General features: G+C 71.8%; 13 protein-coding genes, 1 tRNA gene and 1 pseudogene. 8 read left to right on the top strand and 7 right to left on the bottom strand.

Annotated features, from left to right (window positions below):
* Window positions 1-92 precede the first annotated feature (92 nt).
* A complete protein-coding gene (locus ACYVJE_RS05820; protein WP_461143626.1) occupies window positions 93-1,457 on the bottom strand; it encodes a helix-turn-helix domain-containing protein in 1,365 nt (454 codons plus the stop codon).
* 1,069 nt (window positions 1,458-2,526) lie between these two features.
* Window positions 2,527-5,964 (bottom strand): L-tyrosine/L-tryptophan isonitrile synthase family protein, encoded by a 3,438-nt coding sequence (locus ACYVJE_RS05815; RefSeq protein ID WP_461143625.1) that lies wholly within the window; start codon window positions 5,962-5,964, stop codon window positions 2,527-2,529.
* Window positions 5,965-6,931: 967 nt separating this feature from the next.
* On the opposite strand from ACYVJE_RS05815, the pseudogene ACYVJE_RS05810 reads away from it, so the two are divergent.
* Window positions 6,932-7,474 (top strand): annotated as a pseudogene (locus ACYVJE_RS05810) (TetR/AcrR family transcriptional regulator); the annotation flags it as partial.
* A 302-nt stretch (window positions 7,475-7,776) separates the two neighbouring features.
* Here the strand turns inward: ACYVJE_RS05810 and ACYVJE_RS05805 are convergent.
* The 4 genes from ACYVJE_RS05805 to ACYVJE_RS05790 all read right to left on the bottom strand — a co-directional run bounded on the left by ACYVJE_RS05805 (window position 7,777) and on the right by ACYVJE_RS05790 (window position 10,799).
* Complete coding sequence (locus ACYVJE_RS05805) at window positions 7,777-8,436, bottom strand: NAD(P)H-binding protein (protein ID WP_461143624.1); 660 nt, start codon at window positions 8,434-8,436, stop codon at window positions 7,777-7,779.
* 89 nt (window positions 8,437-8,525) lie between these two features.
* Window positions 8,526-9,155, bottom strand: a complete 630-nt coding sequence (locus ACYVJE_RS05800; protein WP_461143786.1) for a hypothetical protein — start codon at window positions 9,153-9,155, stop codon at window positions 8,526-8,528.
* Window positions 9,156-9,443: 288 nt separating this feature from the next.
* Entirely contained in the window at window positions 9,444-10,226 is a 783-nt protein-coding gene (locus ACYVJE_RS05795) for an IclR family transcriptional regulator (RefSeq protein ID WP_459157805.1), read from the bottom strand.
* Window positions 10,227-10,716: 490 nt separating this feature from the next.
* Window positions 10,717-10,799 (bottom strand) — tRNA-Leu (locus tag ACYVJE_RS05790).
* Window positions 10,800-11,057: 258 nt separating this feature from the next.
* Here ACYVJE_RS05790 and ACYVJE_RS05785 point away from each other — a divergent pair.
* From ACYVJE_RS05785 to pknB, 7 genes are all read left to right on the top strand, one after another.
* The gene (locus ACYVJE_RS05785) at window positions 11,058-12,452 is read left to right on the top strand and encodes a DUF3662 and FHA domain-containing protein (RefSeq protein WP_461143623.1); all 1,395 of its coding nucleotides are present in this window, start codon (window positions 11,058-11,060) and stop codon (window positions 12,450-12,452) included.
* A 49-nt stretch (window positions 12,453-12,501) separates the two neighbouring features.
* Window positions 12,502-12,993, top strand: coding sequence for an FHA domain-containing protein FhaB/FipA (locus tag ACYVJE_RS05780; protein WP_459157803.1), 492 nt, complete (start codon window positions 12,502-12,504; stop codon window positions 12,991-12,993).
* Window positions 12,990-14,435, top strand: coding sequence for a PP2C family protein-serine/threonine phosphatase (locus ACYVJE_RS05775; protein ID WP_461143622.1), 1,446 nt, complete (start codon window positions 12,990-12,992; stop codon window positions 14,433-14,435). The genes ACYVJE_RS05780 and ACYVJE_RS05775 overlap by 4 nt, the downstream gene beginning before the upstream one ends.
* Window positions 14,435-15,868, top strand: a complete 1,434-nt coding sequence (locus tag ACYVJE_RS05770; RefSeq protein ID WP_461143621.1) for an FtsW/RodA/SpoVE family cell cycle protein — start codon at window positions 14,435-14,437, stop codon at window positions 15,866-15,868. The genes ACYVJE_RS05775 and ACYVJE_RS05770 overlap by 1 nt, the downstream gene beginning before the upstream one ends.
* Window positions 15,865-17,316, top strand: a complete 1,452-nt coding sequence (locus tag ACYVJE_RS05765) for a peptidoglycan D,D-transpeptidase FtsI family protein (protein ID WP_461143620.1) — start codon at window positions 15,865-15,867, stop codon at window positions 17,314-17,316. The genes ACYVJE_RS05770 and ACYVJE_RS05765 overlap by 4 nt, the downstream gene beginning before the upstream one ends.
* A gap of 3 nt (window positions 17,317-17,319) precedes the next feature.
* Complete coding sequence (locus ACYVJE_RS05760) at window positions 17,320-18,879, top strand: serine/threonine-protein kinase (RefSeq protein ID WP_461143619.1); 1,560 nt, start codon at window positions 17,320-17,322, stop codon at window positions 18,877-18,879.
* Between the two features lie 63 nt (window positions 18,880-18,942).
* The gene (pknB, locus tag ACYVJE_RS05755; protein ID WP_461143618.1) at window positions 18,943-20,898 is read left to right on the top strand and encodes a Stk1 family PASTA domain-containing Ser/Thr kinase; all 1,956 of its coding nucleotides are present in this window, start codon (window positions 18,943-18,945) and stop codon (window positions 20,896-20,898) included.
* 58 nt (window positions 20,899-20,956) lie between these two features.
* On the opposite strand, the gene ACYVJE_RS05750 is transcribed toward pknB, so the two are convergent.
* Window positions 20,957-21,613 (bottom strand): aminodeoxychorismate/anthranilate synthase component II, encoded by a 657-nt coding sequence (locus ACYVJE_RS05750; RefSeq protein WP_459157797.1) that lies wholly within the window; start codon window positions 21,611-21,613, stop codon window positions 20,957-20,959.
* Window positions 21,614-21,643 lie beyond the last annotated feature (30 nt).

Raw genomic sequence — 21,643 nt, 5'->3', positions numbered from 1 at the left:
AGACGGACCTCCCGTCGGACCCGAGGCGGGTCTTGGAAATCATGTGCTCCAAACCGACGTCCGGCTGCGTCGGGCGCGCCGCGCTGGCCCGATCAGCTCCGGAACTGCTGCACTTCCTCCGCGAAATCGCGGGCCTCCGCGTTCATGCGGTGCTTGGTGGCCTCCACCTGCAGCGGCTTCAGCCGGTCGACCACCCGCTGCGACTTCACCTGCTCGCCGACCTGCAGCGCCCGGCGGCCGACCTTGATCCCCTCCTGCAGGTCACCCGCGCGGATGTGGTTGGTCGCCTGCATGCCCAGCCCGAAGGTGTGCGAGCGCTGCATGTCCGAGCCGTACATGGAGTTGGCCTTCATGGTGTGCGCGACGGCGATCGGGGCGTGCTTCTTCGGGTCGAACACCGCCAGCGCGTCCTGCGCGGAGCCGATCATGCAGTGCAGGTCGTGCTCGTCGAAGAAGCGGACCCAGTCGGGGGCCTCGGCGAGGTTCGCGCGGGTGAACTCGTCCTTGGTGCGCCCGAGCATCTCCTGCACCTGGTTCGGCCTGTTCAGCATGCCGTAGGCCCACGCCTCGTTGGCGCACAGCACCGCGACCGTGAGCGGGGATCCGGAGTCCTGGGCGGCGAGCTGCCCCAGCTGGAACAGCTTCAGCGCCTCGTTCGGCTCGTGGTAGTGCAGGTAAACCCGGCCCATCCGGTAGAGGATGCCGGCGGCCAAGCTGTCGTCGTTGGCCTGCTTGGCGAATTCCAGCGCCTTCCCGAAGTGCCCGCGGGCCGGATCCAGCAGGCCCGTGTCGAACGAGGTCCACCCGGCGAGGCTGTGCATGTCGGCCAGTGCCCGGAACAGCTGCGTCCGGACCTTGTCGGCCGCGCTCGTCTCTAACAACTGCTGCGCCCAGGACAGCTGGGCGACCACCGCATCGCGGCAGGTCCCGCCGCCATAGCGGTAGTCCAGGTCGCGCAACGCCTTCGTCGCCGCCTGGATCTGCTGCACGTCGGTCATGCCGATGCGGGACGGAGCGGGCGTCTGCGCGTAGGCAGGCGTCCAGTTGGCGCTCTCCGCTCCGAACACAGCCGCACCCATGGTGACGGCCGCGGCATGGGACAGGAAGTTCCGCCGCTTCACCGACTCGTCCTCCTCAACCTGGGAGTCGCTGGTGGTAGCGACCCGCCCGACCATCGCCCCTTCGTAGGCGAGGCCCATGTAGCCCCTGGGAATCCCCAGCCCGTCGGCGATCCGCGCGAGCACGTCGTAGGCGATGACCTGCCGGCCCTTGAGGATCTCCGACACCTCGGACTGCGACTGCCCGGTGGAGGCCGCGATCTGCCGCTGCGAGACCCCGTGTCGACGCAGTTGCCGGTAGATCGCGCTGACGTCCCGATTCGCCAGTGCCTCTCGCATGGGACCTCCGTCCCACACGTCCGGTGTAACGGGCGAGTCGCCGGTGTCGATGGAACTCATTACGGGCCCCCTCACGCTCAACGGGCGTCAGTCGCAGGGTAAGGGCACTTCAGCAAAGCGGTGAAGTGCACTTCGGTCGGGGTGATCGGCAGCGGTGAACTCCGCCGACCGCTCGTCGTCGCGGTCCGCCCGGTTATCGCCTCCGGGCTAGGCGAACCGCCACGCACTGTTCCAATCTAGTCACCACGGGAACACCCCGGGCGGCGCCGATCCCGGCGAGACGGGACGGGGCCGCGACAGCGGAAACACCCCGACGCGGACGGGAACTGGAGGGATGCGCGGCACGCACCCCCTGCGAACCCTGTGAACCCAACACCCGTGGTCCCACGAACTGCGACCCCGCGATCCGTGGCACCACCCCCTGCGAACCCCGCGAGGCGGCCCTCGCAGGAACACGATCCAGGCAAAGCGACCCCGGCCGGTTGCCCGCCGGCGAGCACACGACCGTCCACATCGCACACCCCGACGCGATGCGCGGTCGCGGTTCCCGCCGGAGAACCGGGAGAGCACGACAACCGGACGCGGACAAGCCCGACAACCCCGAATCCCCGACGAACGACCGGCTACCCCGGCCGCCGTTCCGCCCCGGACGGGGCGACACCCCGAACAGCACACCCCGAACGACCGCCCCCGAGCGGGCACGCGGAGCGCCCGGCGCCACCGGCGGCGAGCGCTCCGCACCCCCGACCGACCAGAACCAGGAAAGACAGGACGCGAACCGCGCGTCCCCGGCCTCCGCGGGCCGGTGCTGCCGCACTCCCCTCCCCCGACCGGCACCGGTCCGCGGACTCCACCCCTCCGGTCCGCGCCCCCCGAACGAGACCGGAGATGGCACGGCCCTGGTGTGCGGAGTGCCTCGCAACCCCGAGCGAGGTGCGCCGCCGCACCAGGGCCCTGCCGCGCTCAAGGCTCTGTTGGGCCGTTTTGCGCACGGCCTCCCGCAGCGGAGCCTCCTGCGTTGGGTCGCTCCGCGTGCCGCGGAAAGCGGCCCCGCCGCTTGCCCGACGGACAGGTGCGGCCGAGTGCACGAGCACCGATCCGCGGGCTCCCCAGCACCGCGCGCTTCAGCTCATCCGCGGCGCAGGCGCACCCTGGCGGCGAAGTCCTCCTCCAACCGCATCCCGCCACCCTGCTCCTCCGCGCGCGGCGCGGGCACGAGCGTGCTCAGCAGGTCCGACTCGTCGAGCCGGGTGCGCTGCGCCGGAACCATCATCCACGGTTGCCGCGGCCCCAGCAGCGGGGAGAACACGGGCACGAAACCCCGGTCGAGCAGGGAGATCGCGAAGTCGACCGCCACGTGGCCCCGGTCGTCCACCACGCCGGTGCCCTGCCACGGCAGCAGACCGGAGCCGCCGAGGTAGGTGAACCCCAGGCAGCCCTCGCGGCCGGCCGTGACGGTCAGGCGCACCCGGTTCGGGAACATCCGCTCGTAGCCGAACTCCTCGTCCACCTGCAACGTGGCCAGGTACCCCAGCACGGTCTGCCACGCCCGGCGCAGCACCCCGGCGCGCGCCTCGCGCACGCGCGCCGGCACCGACGGGTCGGTCAGGTTGTACACGTCGGCGTAGACGGCGGTGGACCAGCTGATCCGGTCCGCTCCCGGCGGCACGACCACGGGAACGGAGTACACCAGCGACATGAGCATCTCCCGGAACAGCCCGGCGATGCGCGGTTCGAAGTCGCCGATCGAGCCGGCGACGGCCTGCACCCTGTCCAGGGTGCGCAGCGGGTTGTCCGTGATGTCGAATCCCCGCAGCGCCTCGGCCAACCGCTTGCGGTGCCGGGAGATCCGCGCCGCCCGCTCCGCCGGGAGGCCGGGTCCCAACCGGTTCGCCGCCACCGCGTCGATCTCCTCCACCGCGGTCCGCTCGGTGATGCCGAGCAGCTCGATGTACTCCTGGAGCTTGCGCCGGTAGGACTCGGTGATCGCGTGGGGGCGGGTGCGGAAGTGCCGGCCGTCGGCGAGGATGTTGAACCGCACCCCGGGCGGGTGCACGGCGGAAACGGCCTGGGACAGCTCGCGCAGCCGGGCCAGCGCGCCCAGCTCGGCCAGGTCCGGCAGCGGCCCGAGCGCCTTGAGCCGGTTCAGGCACTGCTTGACCGGGAAGCCGAACAGGACCACGTCGATCGGCGCGCCGTCGCGCAGGAACGGCTCGACGTCGGCGCGCAGGTGCTCCACGCGGTAGTTCGAGCGGGAGCCCTTGAGGAACTGCTTGCGGGTGAACACGTGGTGCAGCGCGCGCAACCGCCGCTCGGTGCGCTCCTCCGGATCGGCGGCCTCCTGGGGGGCGAACTTGTCCAGCGCGGTGCGCGCGGTCCGCTCGGCGCAGCGGTCCACATCGGTCACGATGCGCCGGACCAGCAGCCGGGATTCGTGCTCGCTGAGCCGGACGGCCCACTGCTGGGCCAACCGGTTGCGCCGCAGCGCCCCGACCTGGAGCTCCTCCAGCGAGTGCGTGTTGGACAGCCGCGCAGGAGCCACCGTTCCCGGCGGCCGCGGGGTCGTCTCGAAGGTGGCGACGGCACGGTCGGTGTCCGGCAGCGCCCGCTCCGGGTGCCGCTCCCCCGCCAGTCCCGGCACTTCCACGGCCACCGGCTGGGCACCGGGGAACTGCTCGACCACGGCAGCGCGGTGGGCCCGCCGGCCGTCGAACACCGCGAGAACCTCGGAATCGGGCAGTTCGCGCAGCTTCTCCACCCGCAGCTGCCAGCCCGGCCCGCTGCGCTCGTCCGGCAGGAACAGCAGCGTGCTGTCCGGCACTCCGGCGGTGGCGAGCACGTCCTCGACCGCGCGGCGGCAGCGCTCGCGGCGGCCGGTGGAGAACACCACGTGCCCGCCCGCGTCCCGCACGTCCCACACGAAGCGGGCGAGACCGGCGTTGACCGTGTCCGAACCGGTGCGCTCCCGGCCGCGGGCGTGGAACGCGCGGCGGAACTCCGCGTAGACGGCCCACCAGTCCACCTCCGGGTAGCGGCGGGCGAGCCCGCTGCGCTCGAGGAAGTGCGGCCAGGTGGAGCCGGCGTGCGTGGGCAGCAGCGGCAGGGAGTCCGGTCCGGCCAGTTCCACGATGCCCTCGGCCGCGCCGGGGCGCGGTCCGGAGACCGCGCGGACGGCCTCGCGGATGCGGTGCAGCGGCACCAGCCCGCACAGGTCCAGGTCGACGACCACGACCGGCCGCGGCAGCCGGGAGTCCCACCGCCGCGCACGGGTGCGCTCCTGGACCCGGTTGAGCACGTCCTTCAGGACCGCGTCCTGCTCGGCGGGGACCGCGTGGGCGATGTCGTGCAGCGGTTCGGAACGGCGCAGCAGCTCCGCCGTGCGCGGCTCGAGGTAGCGCAGCTCCTCGTTGCGGATGCGCTCGGCGCTGCTGCGCACCTGCTCGGCCTGACCGTGGCAGGCTTCGAAACCGGTGCACAGCGCGTCCACGACGGAGTTCAGCGTGTTCACCCCGCCGGTGATCTCCGGCTGGTGCGGCGGCAGGCTCATCGGTTCGTAGTCGCCGAGCACGATCCGGCCGGTGGCCTGCAGTTCCGGGGAGAGCTCGAAGCCGATGTCGGCCTCGTGCACGCCGAACAGCCCGATGCGGTGGGTGTCCAGGCCGAGCCGGAAGGACCGCAGCAGCGGGCGGATGAAGTGCTCGAGGAAGTACGGCAGCACGGGTTCGCGGCGCTCGAACCGGTTGGCGAGGACCTGCCGCAGCAGGGCGGGCTCGCCGTCCGGGCCGGGGCGCAGCAGCGCGGACAGCGTGCAGCGCACCGTTCCCGCCGGGTATTGCGGGTGCCGCGGTGCCGGCTCGGGCACGCGCGCCAGCGCGGCCCGGCCCGTGCTCGTGTCCACCACGGCGGCGGGTGCCGGTTCGGCGGCGCAGTGCATGCGCAGCATCGGGTCCTCGGCGATGGCGCGGCTGAGGCGGGACCAGCCGCGCAGCTGCCGGCACACCCCCGCCCGGTCGAGCTCGCCCGCGGAGCTGCGGCTGAGCAGGCGGATCGCGCGGTTGCCGCGCAGCAGCGTCCCCCCGCAGGCGGTCTCGCCCGCCGCGGGGAAGTGCACGCCGCCGTCGGTCCTGGTCAGCGCGATCGCGCAGCGGCGGGACAGCGCCTCGTTGTCGGCGGGGAGCACGTCGGCGCGTTCGGCGGGCAGGCTCCGCGGAGCCGCGTCCGGCGGGTCCTCGGCGTGCAGCGTGCGCATCAGGTCGTACAACCACGCGGCGTCCCGCAGGCGTCGGGTGCGGCGCAGCCGGATGAGCGTGCGGTACAGGTCGGCCCAGCTGGGGTCGCTGCCCAGCGGGATCCCGGTTCCGGCGCCGCGCCCGACGAGGACGAGGCGCTCGCCGCGCCGGGTCACGCGCAGCCGGTACCCGCCGTCGCCGAGCACGGCGTTGGCCTCGGTCGCCGCGAGCGGCTCCCACGGCGCGGCGGCGGTGGCCGGGACCGCCCGCGCGTCGGGATGCGCGTCGGACCGGTTGCGGGGAGCGGACGGCGCGCCGGTGAGGACGTTGCCGGACACGGGGCTCAGATGCCGGCGGCGCCGGGGACGGCCCTGCTGCCCGGCGCTGCCCTGGTGCCTCGGGCTGCTCTGGTGCGCGGCGCTGCTCTGGTGCGCGGCGCTGCTCTGGTGCCCGGCGCTGTTCCGGGGCGCAGCGCTGTTCCGGGGCGCGAGGCACTCCTCGACGCAGCGACCGCACCGCCGGGACGCTCCGCAGGGTGGCAACGACAGCACTCCGATGGCCCCCTCGTCACTGCTCGCACGCCCACCGCCGGTTGACCCGTGCTGCGGAGCACGCCGGCCGCGTTCGGCGACTTCGCGCGGGACCGAGCGGCTCGCCGAGCTGGTCCGTTCAGCCGAGCGGGGTCTCGAGGAAGCCACCGCGGGGGTGTGCCCTCCGGTGCTGCAGCGTTCGGCGGATGCACCCCCGCCGATCGCGCGGCTCGTCGCGTCCCGGCGCCCCGTTCGTCGAGCGCTCGTCGATGCGTGACAACCGCGCGTTCACCCACGATGACCTTTCTCACGGAGCACACCGATCTGCTTCACGCTAGATAGTGACCATGTGCTCTGACAACATGACGGACCGCATACGCACAAGGCGTAACGCCAACGGCCCGATGAACGACGGACAACTCTTTCCGGTGGAATCCCCGCCACGGCATGCTGTCTTACTGGCGCCACAGCATCAGGGACCACCGTCAAATGGACCCATTCGTGCTCACCCCTTCGGACCACATCGTTTTCGGCATGTCACATGTCACTGGCAGCTTGATCACCGAGAGACTTGATCCGGCGCCGCAACGCGGACCGCGGAAACGCCCGTTCGTCCGTCCGGTCCGCCCGTTCCGGTACTGATCGCCCTGCAGACCACCGCGGTTCGCGGTCCGCCGCGAACCGCGCGACGACCAAGGAGAGACCCGTGCCCGCCGAAGTGGCTCCACTGCGCCGCAAGCCGGTGCAACAGCGCAGCGCGCAACGCGTGGAGAAGATGCTCTCCGCCTGCGCGGAACTCATCGAGGAAGTGGGCTACGACGGGGTGACCACCACGCTGATCGCCGAACGCGCCGGCGTCGCCGTGGGCTCGCTGTACCAGTTCTTCCCGGACAAGCGCGCCGTCGCGCAAGAGCTCACCCGGCGCAACGTCGACCGGTTCGTGCACACCCTGTCGCAGCACTTCGCCGAACTCGAGATCACGCACTGGTGGGACGGGGTGGACGCCGTGTTCGACGTCTACCTCACGATGCACCGCGAGGTCCCCGCCTTCAGCCAGCTGCACTTCGGCGATGTCATCGACCCGCGCCTGCTCGACTCGAACAAGGACAACAACGTCGTCATCGCCGAGAAGCTGACCACGCTGCTGAGCGAGACGTTCGGCTTCGACCCCGCGGAGGTGCACACCCCGCTCGTCGTCGCGGTCGAAGCCGCGGACGCGGTGCTGCGCCTGGCCTTCCGCCGCGCGCCCGAGGGCGACGACGTGCTCGTCGCCGAGGCCAAGGAACTCGTGCGCGGCTACCTCGCCGCTCGCATTCCCCAGTCGCACACGACCGCGGACCCTCCCCACCCCCGCACCGAGGAGCCCCGCACCGGCGGATCCCGCGCCGACGAGGACGCGCAGGACCTGCCGAACGCCCCCTCCGAGGCGGAGGAGGGGTCGGACGGCGCTCCACCGCGACCGGTGGAGGTGCCCGCCGGGCGCTGCTGAGCCCGGCACCGCGGGCCGAACCGCGACGAACGCCGCGGATCCGCGCACCGGCGGCACGCGCCCCGCGGCGGCGCACGCGCGGCGGCCTTCCCGCGAGCGGGGGCGGCCGCAGGGGGTGTGTCTCGCCGCGATCAGCGCGCCACCGCGGTGCGCAGGGCCTCGACGATCGGCGTGGCGCCGTTGACGACCTCCAGAGCCTTGCGCACCGAGCGCCGCTCGTCCAGCACCGCGACCGCGGTCGCGGCGACGTCGGCGCGCGTCACGTCACCGCGCGCGACGGAAGCCGCCAGCTCCACCAGCCCGGTGGGTTCGCCGTCGGTGAGCCTGCCGGGGCGCAGGATGGTCCAGTCCAACTGCCGGCTGCGCAGGTCGGCTTCGGCTTCCCGCTTCGCGTCCAGGTAGGCTCCGAACACCTCCCCCACGTCCGGCGGGTTCGGCCGCGTCGTCCCCATCGCGCTGATCTGCACGAAGCGGGCGACGCCGGCGGTCTCGCAGGCCTCGGCCAGCAGCACCGAACCGGCGCGGTCGACGGTGTCCTTGCGCGCGGCACCGCTTCCCGGCCCCGCACCGGCGGCGAACACCGCTGCGTCCACACCGGACAGTTCACCTGCCACCGTGCGGGCGTCGGCGTTCTCCACGTCCACCACGCGGGGCAGCGCTCCGTCCTCGGTCACGTCGGCCACGTGGTCCGGGTTCCGGACGAACCCCGTCACTTCGTCCCCGCGCCGCACCAGCTCCCTGGTCAGGTGCCGCGCGATCTGTCCGTGCGCTCCGGCGATCGCGACTCGCATGCGCCCCACCGTATCCAACGGAGCTCAACCGCGTGCGGTGTCGCGGCGAGCGGAGTGTCGCAGCGCGGTCGTGCTCACCGAGCCGGCGGTCACGAGCGCGGGGCCGGATCGGTCAGCTCGACGAGCTGGGCGTAGACGACCTCGTTGATCCACCGGGAGACCGCGGTGTGCTCCATCGGCGGTTCGTCGTGCCAGCACCGGCCGGCGAGCTCGGTGCGCACCGCGTCACCGTCCACACTCACCACAGCGGTGCCCGCCTGCCGCGCGCGGAACAGGCAGTTCTCCACGAACCCCTGCTCGGCGGCGACGCCCTGCGACACGACCATCGCCGTGTCCGCGTAGCGCGCGAACGGCGCTGCCGCGGTCAGCGCGCTGCGCCAGTGCCGCGCGGGCGCCAGCACACCGCTCAACCGCACCGCGGCGGGCGGAACGCGTCCCGCCATCTCCGGCCACACCCACGTGGCCACCTCGCTGCGGTCGAGCACGGGGCCGCTCCCCAGGCACAGCCGCTCGGCGTGGGCCTCGGGGACGAGTTCGGCGACCGGGACCACGTGCCGCCCCAACAGGCGCGTGGGGTGCAGCACGGTCCCCGTCCATCCCAGTTCGCGCGCCACGGTCTCGGCCACGCTGCCGACGGTGCTCGACGTTTCGAAGGGCGCGCGGGCCTGCGGCGCGCAAGGACGCGGCGCGTCGGTCTCGGCCGCGGCGCGTCCGGGCATTCCGGTCACGGCTCTGTGCCTCCCTCTTCCTTGCCGGGGTCCCCGCGCGGTCGGCCGTCGCGGACGTGCGCAGGGCTCGACCTGACTTAAACACCTCGGCAGGCTCACTGGGCGGGCTTGGCAGGCGCGTTGCGACCGACGGCGCGCGGTCGTCGGTGGCCGGTCGGTGAACGGTCACGGGGTTTCGGTCCCGCCATGCGGCCATTCAGGTGATCCGACCGGCGGACCGCCCGCGGCGCCCGCGCAGCGGGAATCAGCCCCGCACCGCCGCGGAACTGCGGCACCGCCTCACCGCGATACCGCGTTCACCTCGAGCTGGTCCTGCTCCAACCGCTGGCGGATCGCCTCGGCCGCCGGAAGCAGCGGTTTGACCAGTTTCGGCACATCGGCACGAGCGCTGTGCGCGACCACGCCGAGCGCCGCCACGACGCCGCCGCCCTGGTAGACGGGCACGGCCACCGAGCAGTTCCCCAGCGTCATCTCCTCCTGGCACTGGGCGAAGCCGCGGTGCCGCACCGAGCGCAGCTCGCGCGTCAACCTCCCGGGCTCGGTGATCGTGAACGAGGTGTGCCGCGAGAGCCCCTGCGCGCAGCACTGCTGCAGCACCGAGCTCGGGGAGTGCGCCAGCAGCACCTTGCCCACGCCCGTGGCGTGCAGCGGCAGCCGGCCGCCGGCGCGGGAGACGATCGGCACCGCGCGGGGCGCGCTCAGCTTCTCCACGTAGATCGCCGACAGCCCCTCGCGCACGGCCAGGTGCACGTTGTGCCGGGTGTTCTCGCACAGTTCCTGCAGGTAGGGCATGGACAGTTCGCGCAGCCGGCTGTTGACCGGGGCGAGCAGCCCGATCTCCCACAGCCGCAGCCCGATCGTGTACTGCCCGTGGGCGTCCCGCTGCAGCGCGCCCCACAGCTCCAGTTCGCGCACCAGGCGGTGCGCGGTGGCCAGCGGGATCGAGGCGCGGCGCGCGATGTCGGTGAGGGTGAGCCGGGAGTGCTCCATGTCGAAGGCCGTCAACACGCTGAGCGCACGCGCTGTTACCGAGCGCCCGGGGTCGCGACTGTTTCCCGCCATCGCCGTCCTCCCTGCGGATCCTGCGGTGGAATGTGCATCACCTCAGCACAGGTGAGCGGCCCGGCCAAGAGGTCGCAACGGAACTGTTCACCCAGGACCGGACCCGGCCGGGAGCGGGCGGGCAGCGCCGCCCGCGGACCACCCGGCAGAGGCGGAAGGAATTCCTCCGTCCTCTCGCGCGCGGGCGCGCGCGAGGCCCGACATCCCCACCCGCACCGAAGCGCCGCCTCCCGCACGCGGGAGGAAGGCTCGCGGGAAGTCGGGCCAACGGGCGCGCGGTTCGGTGGCGCGTGCTCCGCCGCGCCGGGCCGCCCGGCGAGCGGCGACGCTCACAGCCGCGCGGGCGTGACATTCACCTCGACCCCGCGCGCAGCCCGACGACGCGCCGGCGGTGTCCGCCGCGCGCTGAACCGGAACAACCGCGCGTCGCGGGCGGCGGTGCACTGCCCGGACATGAAAAGTCCCCCCGGCACTGCCGGGGGGACTTCGGTGGGCGAGGAGGGAGTTGAACCCTCACGTCCTTCCGGACACACGGACCTGAACCGTGCGCGTCTGCCTTTCCGCCACTCGCCCGTGGCTCGAAAAAGCCTACCGGATGGCTTCTTCGGCGTACCGTGGGGGGTGCTCACGTTCCCGATCAGCGACCGGCCGGCCACCAGCCGTCCGTGAAGCCGCCCTCCGCGGTAGCTGTTACACAGCTTAGCAGCCGCCGCGAACGGGGTTTCCCAGGGGGTGGCCTTCTCACCGGGGAGGTTGGGAACTGGGCAGTGTCAGCGCACGTTGGCACGGATACGATGGTCGTCGGGAGTCGTACGCGTGGAGGGAGATGCCGTGGGCCTCGTGCAGCGCTTCGAGCGCCGACTCGAAGGCATCGTCGGTAACGGCTTCGCGCGTGTATTCGGGGGGAAGGTCGTTCCCCAGGAGATCGCGCAAGCCCTGCAGCGGGAAGCCGATCTGCAGGTGCGCGAGCTCGCTGGTGGTCGACTGCTCGCGTGTAACCACTATGTTGTGCAGTTGAGCCCATCGGATCACGATCGGCTCACGGAGGAGGAATACCGCGTAACCGACCTCCTCGCCGAGTGCGTGCAGGAGCATCTCACCGAACAGGGGTGGGACACATATGGTGACGTCGTAGTCTCCCTGGAGCGCTCTGAGACGCTGCACACGGGACAGTTCCGAATCAGCTCGACCGTCGACCCCGACGTGACTCGACGGCCGGCACAACCTCGTACCGCAGGAGACCGACCCATGAGCCAGCCACCAGGCCAGTACCCCCAGGGAGATCCGTACGCCCAAGGGCAGTACGGCTACGGCCAAGGGCAGGACCCCAACTACGGGTACGGGCAGCCCGGTTACGACCAGGGCTACGGGCAACCCGGCTACGGCCAGCCCGGCTACGGCCAGCCCGGTTACGACCAGGGTTTCGACCCTGCGTACGGCCAGCCCCCGGGCTACGACCAGGGTTACGGCCAGCCGGGCTACGGCCAGCCCGGGTACGGCCAGCCGGGCTACGGACAACCCGGTTACGACCAGGGCTACGGGCAACCCGGCTACGGCCAGCCCGGGTACGGCCAGCCCGGCGCCTACGACCCCGGCTACGGGCAGCCGGGCTACGGCCAGCCCGGATTCGACCAGGGCTACGGCCAGCCCGGGTACGGCCAGCCCGGCGCCTACGACCCCGGCTACGGGCAGCCGGGCTACGGCCAGCCCGGATTCGACCAGGGCTACGGCCAGCCCGGCGCCTACGACCCCGGCTACGGCCAGCCGCCGTTCGACCCCGGCTACGGCCAGCCCGGCTACGGGCAGCCGCAACCGGGTGCCTACCCGGGATCCGGCGGGTTCCCCGAGCAGCCGTACCCGCAGCAGCCCGGCGGTGCCTACCCGCCGAGCGGTCCCGGCGGCTACCCGCAGCAGCCCCCGGCTCCCCCGCAGCAGCTCACGGCGACGCTGCACCTCGACGACGGATCGAACCGCTCGTACACGCTGCAGCACGGCTCGAACATCATCGGCCGCGGCCAGGAAGGGCAGTTCCGCCTGCCCGACACCGGCGTGTCGCGCAAGCACATCGAGATCACCTGGGACGGTCAGAGCGCGATGCTCGCCGACCTGGGCTCCACGAACGGCACCACGGTCAACGGGACTCCGGTGCAGACCTGGCAGCTGGCTGACGGGGACGTGATCAGGGTCGGGCACTCCTCCCTGGTCTTCCGCTCGCAGCCGATGTGAGATCGGGCGGGCCACCCGTCCCCGGAGGAGAGTAGGAGCGTCACAACAGGTGCCAGAGCTGGTGATTCAGCTGACCAGAGCAGGGTTTCTCGCCCTGCTCTGGTTGTTCGTGCTGGCCGCGCTGCGCGTGGTGCGTTCCGACCTGTTCTCGGCCTCCGGGATGCGTGCCCCGGTGCCCGGTTCGGGCAAGCTCGGCGGCAAGAAGCAGCCGAAGCAGTCCCGAGGCCGGAACAAGGCACCGCGGAACAAGGCACCGCGGAACCTCGTGGTGACCCACGGCGCGTTGGCAGGCACTCGCATTTCGCTGGACGGCCGACCGATCCTGATCGGCCGAGCCGACGACTCCACGCTGGTGCTCGACGACGACTACGCCTCGACACGACACGCGAGACTGTCGCTCCGTGGCAGCACGTGGTACGTGGAAGATCTAGGCTCTACCAATGGCACATACCTCGATCGGGCGAAGGTCACAGGGCCAACTGAGGTCCGGCTCGGAGTTCCGATCAGAATCGGCAAGACGGTGATCGAGCTGCGCTCATGACCCTCGTCCTTCACTACGCAGCCCGCAGCGACCGGGGTCTGGTTCGCTCCAACAACCAGGACTCGGTCTATGCCGGCCCACGACTACTCGCCCTCGCGGACGGTATGGGTGGCCATGCCGCCGGTGAAGTGGCCAGCAAGGTCGTCGTCGCGGCGCTCGCGCCACTGGACGACGACGAGCCCAGCGACGACCTGCTCGGCCAGCTCCGCGACGCGGTGCTGGCCGGCAACAGCGCCATCTCCGAGCTGGTGTCCGAGGACCCCGAGCTCGAGGGCATGGGGACCACGCTCACCGCGGCGCTGTTCGCGGGCAGCAAGCTGGGCCTGGTGCACATCGGCGACTCGCGCGCATACCTCGTGCGGGACGGCGAGCTCACGCAAATCACGCACGACGACACCTTCGTCCAGTCGCTGATCGACGAAGGCCGGATCACCGAGGAGGAGGCCGCCAACCACCCGCAGCGCTCCCTGCTGCTGCACGCGTTGACCGGCCACGAGGTGGAACCGAGCCTGGCCGTGCGCGAAGCCCGCGCCGGAGACCGCTACCTGCTGTGCTCCGACGGGCTCACCGGCCCGGTCAGCACCGAGACGATCCGGGAAGCCCTCCGCATCCCCGACCCGCAGCAGTGCGCTGACCGGCTCATCGAGCTGTCCCTCAAGGGCGGCGCGCCGGACAACGTCACCGTGATCGTCGCCGACGTCGCCGACGTCGAGTTCGGCGAGAACGCCCCCATCGTCGGGGGGGCCGCGGGAAATGGCGATGAGCACCCGCAGCCGGACTCGTCGGCAGCCCGGGCCTCCGCGGTCACCCAGCCGCAGCAGGCCCACACGCCGCAGTCCGCACCCACCGCACCACCGCCGGAGGCCGGCCGCCGCCGCAGGCGCTGGCTCGCCCCGCTGCTGGTGCTGTGCGGTGTGCTCGTCGCCCTGGCCGGTATCGCCCTGGTTGGCCGCTGGTGGGTCACCAACCAGTACTACATCGGCGTGAACCGGTCCGACGAAGTCGTCATCTACCAGGGCATCCAGGGCAGCGCCTTCGGCATGTCGCTGAGCAGGCAGGTCGAGGGCTCCTGCCCCGCGGACGCCCCGCCGGACTGCGAACCGATCGAGGTCGGCGACGTGCAGGAGGCGCAGCGCCCGGACCTGCGCAACGGGATCACCGAGGTGGGCGACCTGCAGGCCGCCCGCGAGGCGATCGTGCGGCTGCGCACCACGGCCCTGCTGCCGGAGTGCCCCACGCCGAAGCCCCCGGAGCAGCAGCCCGGTGACCGGCCCCCCAACGGGGATCGGAACGGTGGCGACCGGCCGCAGAACGGCACGGCACCCCCGCCGGAGCCGGGTCAGCAGGACCCGCAGGCCCCGGACCCGAACGCGGCCGATGAGCCCACTCCGCTGCAGACCGAGGAGTACGAGCCGGGCGTCACGTGCCGGACGGTGAGCTGATGTCCGAAGCCGCTGCCGGAACCGGTGCGCAGACACCGGAGGAGTCCGCGGCGCCCCGGCCCAGCACCCGGCGGGGCGTCGAACTGCTCATGCTGGTCTTCGCCAGCTTCATCATGAGCATCGCGCTCATGCTGGTCGAGCTCAGCCAGGAGCAGGCGGTCACGGCGGAGCTCGCCTACTACGGGCTGGCGTTCCTGGCGCTGTACCTCGCGGCGCACTTCGCCGTCCGGCGCTGGGCCCCGCACGCCGACCCGCTCATCCTGCCGCTGGTGGCGCTGGTCAACGGGCTCGGCCTGGTGATCCTGCACCGCCTCGACTACGCGGGGGTCGTGGGCGCGCCCTACACGGGCAAGCAGATCCTGTACACCACGGCCGGCGTCGTCGCCATGGTCCTGGTGCTGGTGCTGCTCAAGGACCACCGGGTGCTCGCCCGCTACAGCTACACCAGCGGGTTCGTCGGTCTGGTGCTGCTGGCGCTGCCCGGCCTGCTGCCGTCGAGCATCTCCGAGCGCAACGGCGCCAAGCGGTGGCTGCTCCTCGGACCGCTGTCGCTGCAGCCGAGCGAGTTCGCCAAGATCCTGCTGCTGGTGTTCTTCGCCGCGTTCCTGGTCACGCACCGGGAGCTGTTCACCACCGCGGGACGGCGCTTCCTGGGCGTGGACCTCCCGCGGGCGCGCGACCTCATGCCGGTGGCCGTGGCGTGGTGCCTGTCCGTCGGCATCGTCGCGCTCGAGCGCGACCTGGGCACCTCGCTGCTCATGTTCGGGATCGTGCTGGCGATGATCTACATCGCCACCGGCCGCATGGTGTGGGTCACGCTGGGCCTGGGACTGTTCGCCGGCGGCTGCGTCATGGGGTACTACCTGTTCTCGCACGTCCGCGTGCGCGTGCAGACGTGGCTGGACCCGCTCGCCCAGGCAGCGGACGGCTACGACCCCGGCTACCAGTTGCGCACGGGTCTGTTCGGCCTGACCAACGGCGGTATCTTCGGCACCGGTCTGGGTGAGGGCATGCCGGGGCTCACCCCGTGGGCGATCAGCGACTTCATCACGGTGGCCGTCGGTGAGGAGATCGGCCTGGTCGGCCTCATGGCGCTGTTCATGGTGTACCTGCTGATGATGATGCGGGGCCTGCGCACCGCGCTGACCGTGCGGGACTCGTTCGGCAAGCTGTTCGCCGGCGGCCTGTCGTTCACGATCGCGCTGCAGGTGTTCGTCGTCGTCGGCGGCGTGACCGCCCTCATCCCCATGACCGGCCTGACCGCGCCGTTCCTCGCCTACGGCGGTTCGTCGATGCTGGCGAACTACATCCTCATCGGCCTGCTGCTGCGCATCTCCGACGCGGCCCGCAGGCCCCAGGAGCCGGCGCGGCCGAAGCAACCGCAGACGCCGATCGCGGAAGCACATACCGAACTGGTGGAGCGTCCCCGATGAACAAGCCCCTGCGCCGGGTGGCGCTGGCGATGATGGCGATGGTCGTGCTGCTCATGGGCAACGTGACCTTCAAGCAGGTCATCCAGGCGGACGAGTACAACAACGACGCGCGCAACAAGCGCAGCCTCTACGCCGAGTACTCGCACCAGCGGGGGCAGATCATCGCCGACGGCCAGTCGCTGGCCAACTCGTCGAAGACGGGGCAGGAACCGCTGGAGTACGCGCGGAACTACCCGGAGGGACCCGCGTTCGCCCCGGTCACCGGGTTCTACTCGTTCATCTACGGTTCCAAGGGGATCGAGCGGGGCCAGGACGACATCCTCAACGGCACCGACGACAGCATGGCGTTCAACAGGCTGTCCGACACGATCACCGGCAAGGAGCCGCGCGGCGGGAACGTCGAGCTCACCATCGACCCGGACATGCAGCGCACCGCCTACGAGCAGCTCACCAGCAAGGGCTACCAGGGCTCGGTGGTCGCGCTGAACCCGCAGACGGGGGAGATCCTGTCGATGGCCAACGCCCCGTCCTACGACCCCGCGAAGGTGTCCACGCACAACCGCGACGCGGCCGTCGACGCCTGGCAGAACTACGAGGACGACCCGGACGGGCCGATGGTCAACCGCGCCGTGGACGAGACCTACCCGCCCGGGTCCACGTTCAAGCTGATCACCACGGCCGCGGCGCTGGAGAACGGCTACACGCCGAAGAGCCGGGTCCAGGACGCCGCGGAGATCACCCCGCCCGGCACGAGCGTGCCGCTGCCGAACTACGGGAACCTGCAGTGCCAGGGCAACACGCTGACCGCGGCGCTGGCGCACTCCTGCAACACCGCCTACGCCGAGATCGCCGGCGACGTGGGCGCCGACGCGCTGCGGCAGAAGGCCGCCGCGTTCGGGTTCGGCAAGGACCTGAGCGTGCCCATGGACGCGGCCCAGTCGAGCATGGGCGAGATGCCCGACCAGGCCGCGCTGTACCAGAGCGGCATCGGCCAGCGCGACGTGCGCGTCACCCCGCTGCAGAACGCGATGATGGCCGCGGCGGTGGCCAACGACGGCGAGGTCATGAAGCCGCAGCTGGTCCAGAGCACGCGCGCGCCGAACATGTCCGAGATCGACGGTTTCCAGCCGGAGAAGCTCGGCCGGGCCACCTCGCCGGAGGTCGCCCACCAGATCCGGGACATGATGCTGCAGTCGGAGGAGAACACCTCGGGCTCCGGCAAGATCTCGGGCGTGGAGATCGCCTCCAAGACGGGTACGGCCCAGCACGGCCAGGGTTCCGATCCGCACGGCTGGTACGTGGCCTTCGCGCCGGCGGAGAATCCGCAGATCGCGGTCGCCGTGCTCGTGGAGAACGGCGGCGACGAGGGCGCCGAGGCCACCGGCGGGTCGATCGCCGCCCCGATCGGACGCGAAGTGATCCGAGCCGGACTGCAGGGAGGTGGCTGATCGGTGCTCACTTCCGGGCAGCTGCTCGCCGACCGGTACCGGCTGCGCCACCGCATCGCCGTCGGCGGCATGGGCGAGGTGTGGCAGTCGGTGGACGTCCGGCTGGACCGCGCGGTCGCGGTCAAAGTGCTCAAGCCGGAACTGTGCGGTGACGCCGAATTCCTGCACCGGTTTCGCACCGAGGCGCGCACCACCGCGGCGCTGAACCACCCCGGCATCGCCGCGGTCCACGACTACGGGGAGACCTCCGCGGCCGAGGACGGGGCGGAGGACACCGCCTACCTGGTCATGGAGATGGTCGAGGGGGAACCCCTGGCCGCCATCCTCGCCCGCGAGGGCCGGGTGCGCACCGAGCACACGCTCGACATGCTCGAGCAGGCCGGGCGCGCGCTGCAGGCCGCGCACGAACGCGGCCTGGTGCACCGGGACGTCAAGCCCGGCAACATCCTCATCACCGCCGACGGAACGGTGAAGCTCACCGACTTCGGCATCGCCAAGGCCGCCGACGCCGCCCCGGTCACGCGTTCCGGCATGGTGATGGGCACGGCGCACTACATCGCCCCCGAACAGGCCCTCGGCAGCGACGCCACCCCGTCCAGCGACGTCTACTCGCTGGCCGTGGTCGGTTACGAGTGCCTCATGGGGCACCGGCCGTTCCTGTCCGACAACGCCGTGACCGTCGCGATGATGCACATCCGCGACGTGCCGCCGCCGCTGCCGCCGGACGTGCCCTGCGGCGTGCGGCAGCTGGTCGAGTCCACCCTGGTGAAGGACCCGCGCCAGCGCTACGCCGACGGCGGGGAGTTCGCGGGGGCGGTGGCGGGCGTGCGCGCGGGCGGGCCCGTGCCCGCGCCGGCAGCGCTGGGCGCCCCGCCCCAGCCCGGACCTCCGGTGCAGTCCGCGCCGGTCCCCCCGGGTCAGGCGGCGCCCGGCCAGGCGGCGCCCGGTCAGGCGGCGCCCGGTCAGGCGGCGCCCGGTCAGGCGGCGCCCGTGGGATTCACCGCACCCGGTCCGCACGTACCGCAGCAGCAACCGGGACAACAGCAGCCGGTGCCCCAGCAGGCTGCCCCCCAGCAGGCTGCACAGCCGCAGGCTGCCCCGCCTGCGGCGGGCCAGCACCCCGCTCCCCCGCCTGCGGCGGGGGGTTATCCGGCGGGGGTGGTGCCCGGCCAACCACCGGCTCCCCCGAACCCGGGTGCCGGGCCTCCGCGGCACCCGGCTCCACCTCAGCCGCGGCAGGTGAACCGGGCCGTATTCTGGGTGGCGATCGTGTTCGCCGCACTGGTACTGGTCGTTCTCGGAAGCACCGCGCTGCTGTGGCTGCGCGGCGGATCCGCGCGGGACGCCCTCCCGTCGCCGGTTTCGTCCGAATCCCGGATCGCACACACCGACCTGGTTTCGACGGCGGCAGTGGGTCACACTGCGCAACGGCATACTGACACGGACGGGTTCACCGTTACCGCCGATAGTGGGACGAGGGACGTCACGGTCACGACCGGACGGACACGTGACGAGGTCGGGGGAACCGTACACACCGCCGAAACGCCCCGTGGCAGCCCTTAGCAGGGGCGCACGGCGAGTCGGCACGATGGGACGATCATTGACACGGATCGGAACGACACTTCGATGAGTTCACCGCGACTTCTTTCCAACCGCTACGAGCTCGAGGACACCCTCGGGTACGGCGGAATGTCCGAAGTGCACCGGGGCCGCGACATCCGACTCGGCCGGGACGTGGCGGTCAAGGTCCTGCGGGCCGATCTCGCCAACGACCCGACGTTCCAGCTGCGGTTCCGCCGGGAGGCGCAGAACGCGGCAGCGCTGAACCACCCCGCGATCGTGGCGGTCTACGACACCGGGGAGACCGACTCGGAGAACGGCCCGCTGCCCTACATCGTCATGGAGTACGTGGAGGGGCGGACCCTTCGGGACATCGTCAAGACCGAAGGGCCGCTCAACCCGCGCCGGGCGATGGAGGTCATGGCCGACGCGACCGCGGCACTGGACTTCAGCCACAAGCACGACATCGTCCACCGCGACGTCAAGCCCGCGAACATCATGATCACCGAGTCGGGCGCGGTCAAGGTGATGGACTTCGGCATCGCCCGCGCGCTCGCCGGGGAGCAGGCGGCGGTCACGCAGACCGCCGCGGTCATCGGCACCGCCCAGTACCTCTCCCCCGAGCAGGCGCGCGGCGAGGCGGTCGACGCGCGCAGCGACGTGTACTCGGCGGGCTGCGTGCTCTTCGAGCTGCTCACCGGCGAACCGCCGTTCACCGGCGACTCCCCCGTCGCGGTGGCCTACCAGCACGTGCGGGAGCAGCCCCGCAAGCCGTCCGACCTCAACCAGAGCGTCCCCCCGCCGCTGGACGCGGTGGTGCTCAAGGCGCTCAGCAAGAACCCGGAGAACCGCTACGACTCGGCGGCGGACATGCGCTCCGACCTGGTGCGCGTGCTCTCCGGCCAGCGGCCCAACGCTCCGCTCGTCATGTCCGACGAGGAGCGCACCGCGATGTTCGCCGACGCCGACCCGGAACCCGACCACACCGCTGCGCAGGAACCGGTCCCACCGGAGGAGGTGGCCGACGGCGAGCACCGGCGCAAGCGGCGCAAGGGGTGGCTCATCGCCCTGACCACCGCCGCGTGCGTGGCCGTGCTGGCCCTGGTCGGCTGGTTCGCGGCGACGACGCTCACCTCCGACGAGCCGGAGCGCATCGCTGTTCCGAAGTTCGAGGGCAGGGCCAAGGGCGAGGCCGTCAACCTGGCGAACCAGCGCAACTGGCAGCTGAACCAGACGGACTGCTACTCCTCGCCCCAGCAGATCAACCGGGTCATCAAGCAGGACCCCTCCCCCGGCGCGCAGGTGGTCAAGGCGAACACCACGGTCACCATCTGCTCCGGCGTCGGACCGAAGAAGGTCCAGGTGCCCGACCTGACCGGGCTGAGCATGGACCAGGCCGCGCAGAAGCTGCAGGGCCAGGGCCTGAAGATGGGCTACAACCCGGAGTACCGGGAGACCGAGGACCCGAACCTCGTGGACAAGGTCGTCGACTGGAACAACCGCGGCAGCGAGGTCAACACGGGCACCACGATCCAGGTCACCATCGGTACCGAACCGCAGACGCAGGAAGTGCCCGACGTGCAGGGCCAGCCCTTCGACACGGCGAAGGCCTACCTGGAGGGCGCCGGTTTCAAGGTCGTCCGCCAGGACCGCGAAGCCGACCAGCCGCAGGACACCGTGATCGAGCAGTCCCCCTCCGGGGGCTCGCAGGCCCGCCCGGGCGAACAGGTGACGCTCCACGTCTCCACCGGCAAGAAGATCACCATGCCGCAGGTGCGGGGATCCTCGCCCGAGGAGGTGGAGCAGCAGCTCAGGAGCCAGGGCTGGCAGGGCGACATCAACGAGCAGAACAGGAAGACCGGCAACGAGGACATGGACGGCAAGGTCATCGGGTCCTCGCCCTCGTCCGGGCAGAAGCTGGACAAGAACCAGTCGGTGACGCTCCACGTCGGCGACTACGACGAGAGCGCCACCGGCACCAGTTCCGACCAGCCACCGAGCGGCATCTTCCCGTTCGACTGAGCCGAGCCGGGTCGGGTCGGGCCGGCGCGCCGCGGGGCCGCCGGCACCGCTCGGCGGGTCAGCTCCGCCGAGCGGTGGCGGCGACCCGGCGCATCTCGCTCTCCAACCCGCCGACGACGCCCTCGGCGACGGGGTGGCCCGCCGCGGCCATCCAGTTGGCCAGCATCCGGTGCCCGGCGTCGGTGAGCACCGACTCGGGGTGGAACTGCACCCCCTCCACGGGCAGTTCGCGGTGGCGCATGCCCATCACCAACCGCGTCCCGTCATCGGCCGCGGCCCACGCGGTCACCTCGAACGGCTCCGGCACGCTGTCGGCGGTGACGATCAACGAGTGGTACCGCGTGGCGGGGAAGTCCTCGGGCAGGCCGGTGAACACGCCCCGCCCGGTGTGCTCGATGCCGCTGACCTTGCCGTGCAGCAGCTCCGGCGCCCGGTCGACGACACCGCCCCACACTGCTCCCATGGCCTGCATGCCGAGGCACACGCCGAACACGGGCCGCTGCTGCCCGGCGCACCACCGGACGATCTCCATCGACCGGCCGGCGCGCTGCGGCGTGCCCGGGCCGGGGCTGAGCAGCACCCCGTCGGCCGCCGCGAGGTCCGCGTCGGTGACGACGTCGTTGCGCCGCACCACGCACTCCGCGCCGAGCTGGGCGAGGTACTGGACGATGTTGTAGACGAAGCTGTCGTAGTTGTCGACGACGAGTACGCGCACACGGCCACTGTAGTGGCAAACCGCAGGTGA

The sequence above is a fragment of the Salinifilum aidingensis genome, from assembly GCF_054782015.1.
The sequence above is the reverse complement of the archived record's forward strand: the minus strand, read 5'-3'. Positions and strand labels throughout refer to the sequence as shown.

Excerpts from the sequence above, each read along its gene's own strand:
- ACYVJE_RS05800 (WP_461143786.1), bottom strand. The coding sequence starts at position 9,155 with ATGCCCGGACGCGCCGCGGCCGAGACCGACGCGCCGCGTCCTTGCGCG.
- ACYVJE_RS05805 (WP_461143624.1), bottom strand. The coding sequence starts at position 8,436 with ATGCGAGTCGCGATCGCCGGAGCGCACGGACAGATCGCGCGGCACCTG.
- ACYVJE_RS05770 (WP_461143621.1), top strand. The coding sequence starts at position 14,435 with ATGTCCGAAGCCGCTGCCGGAACCGGTGCGCAGACACCGGAGGAGTCC.
- pknB (WP_461143618.1), top strand. The coding sequence starts at position 18,943 with ATGAGTTCACCGCGACTTCTTTCCAACCGCTACGAGCTCGAGGACACC.
- ACYVJE_RS05820 (WP_461143626.1), bottom strand. The coding sequence starts at position 1,457 with ATGAGTTCCATCGACACCGGCGACTCGCCCGTTACACCGGACGTGTGG.
- ACYVJE_RS05765 (WP_461143620.1), top strand. The coding sequence starts at position 15,865 with ATGAACAAGCCCCTGCGCCGGGTGGCGCTGGCGATGATGGCGATGGTC.
- ACYVJE_RS05795 (WP_459157805.1), bottom strand. The coding sequence starts at position 10,226 with ATGGCGGGAAACAGTCGCGACCCCGGGCGCTCGGTAACAGCGCGTGCG.
- ACYVJE_RS05775 (WP_461143622.1), top strand. The coding sequence starts at position 12,990 with ATGACCCTCGTCCTTCACTACGCAGCCCGCAGCGACCGGGGTCTGGTT.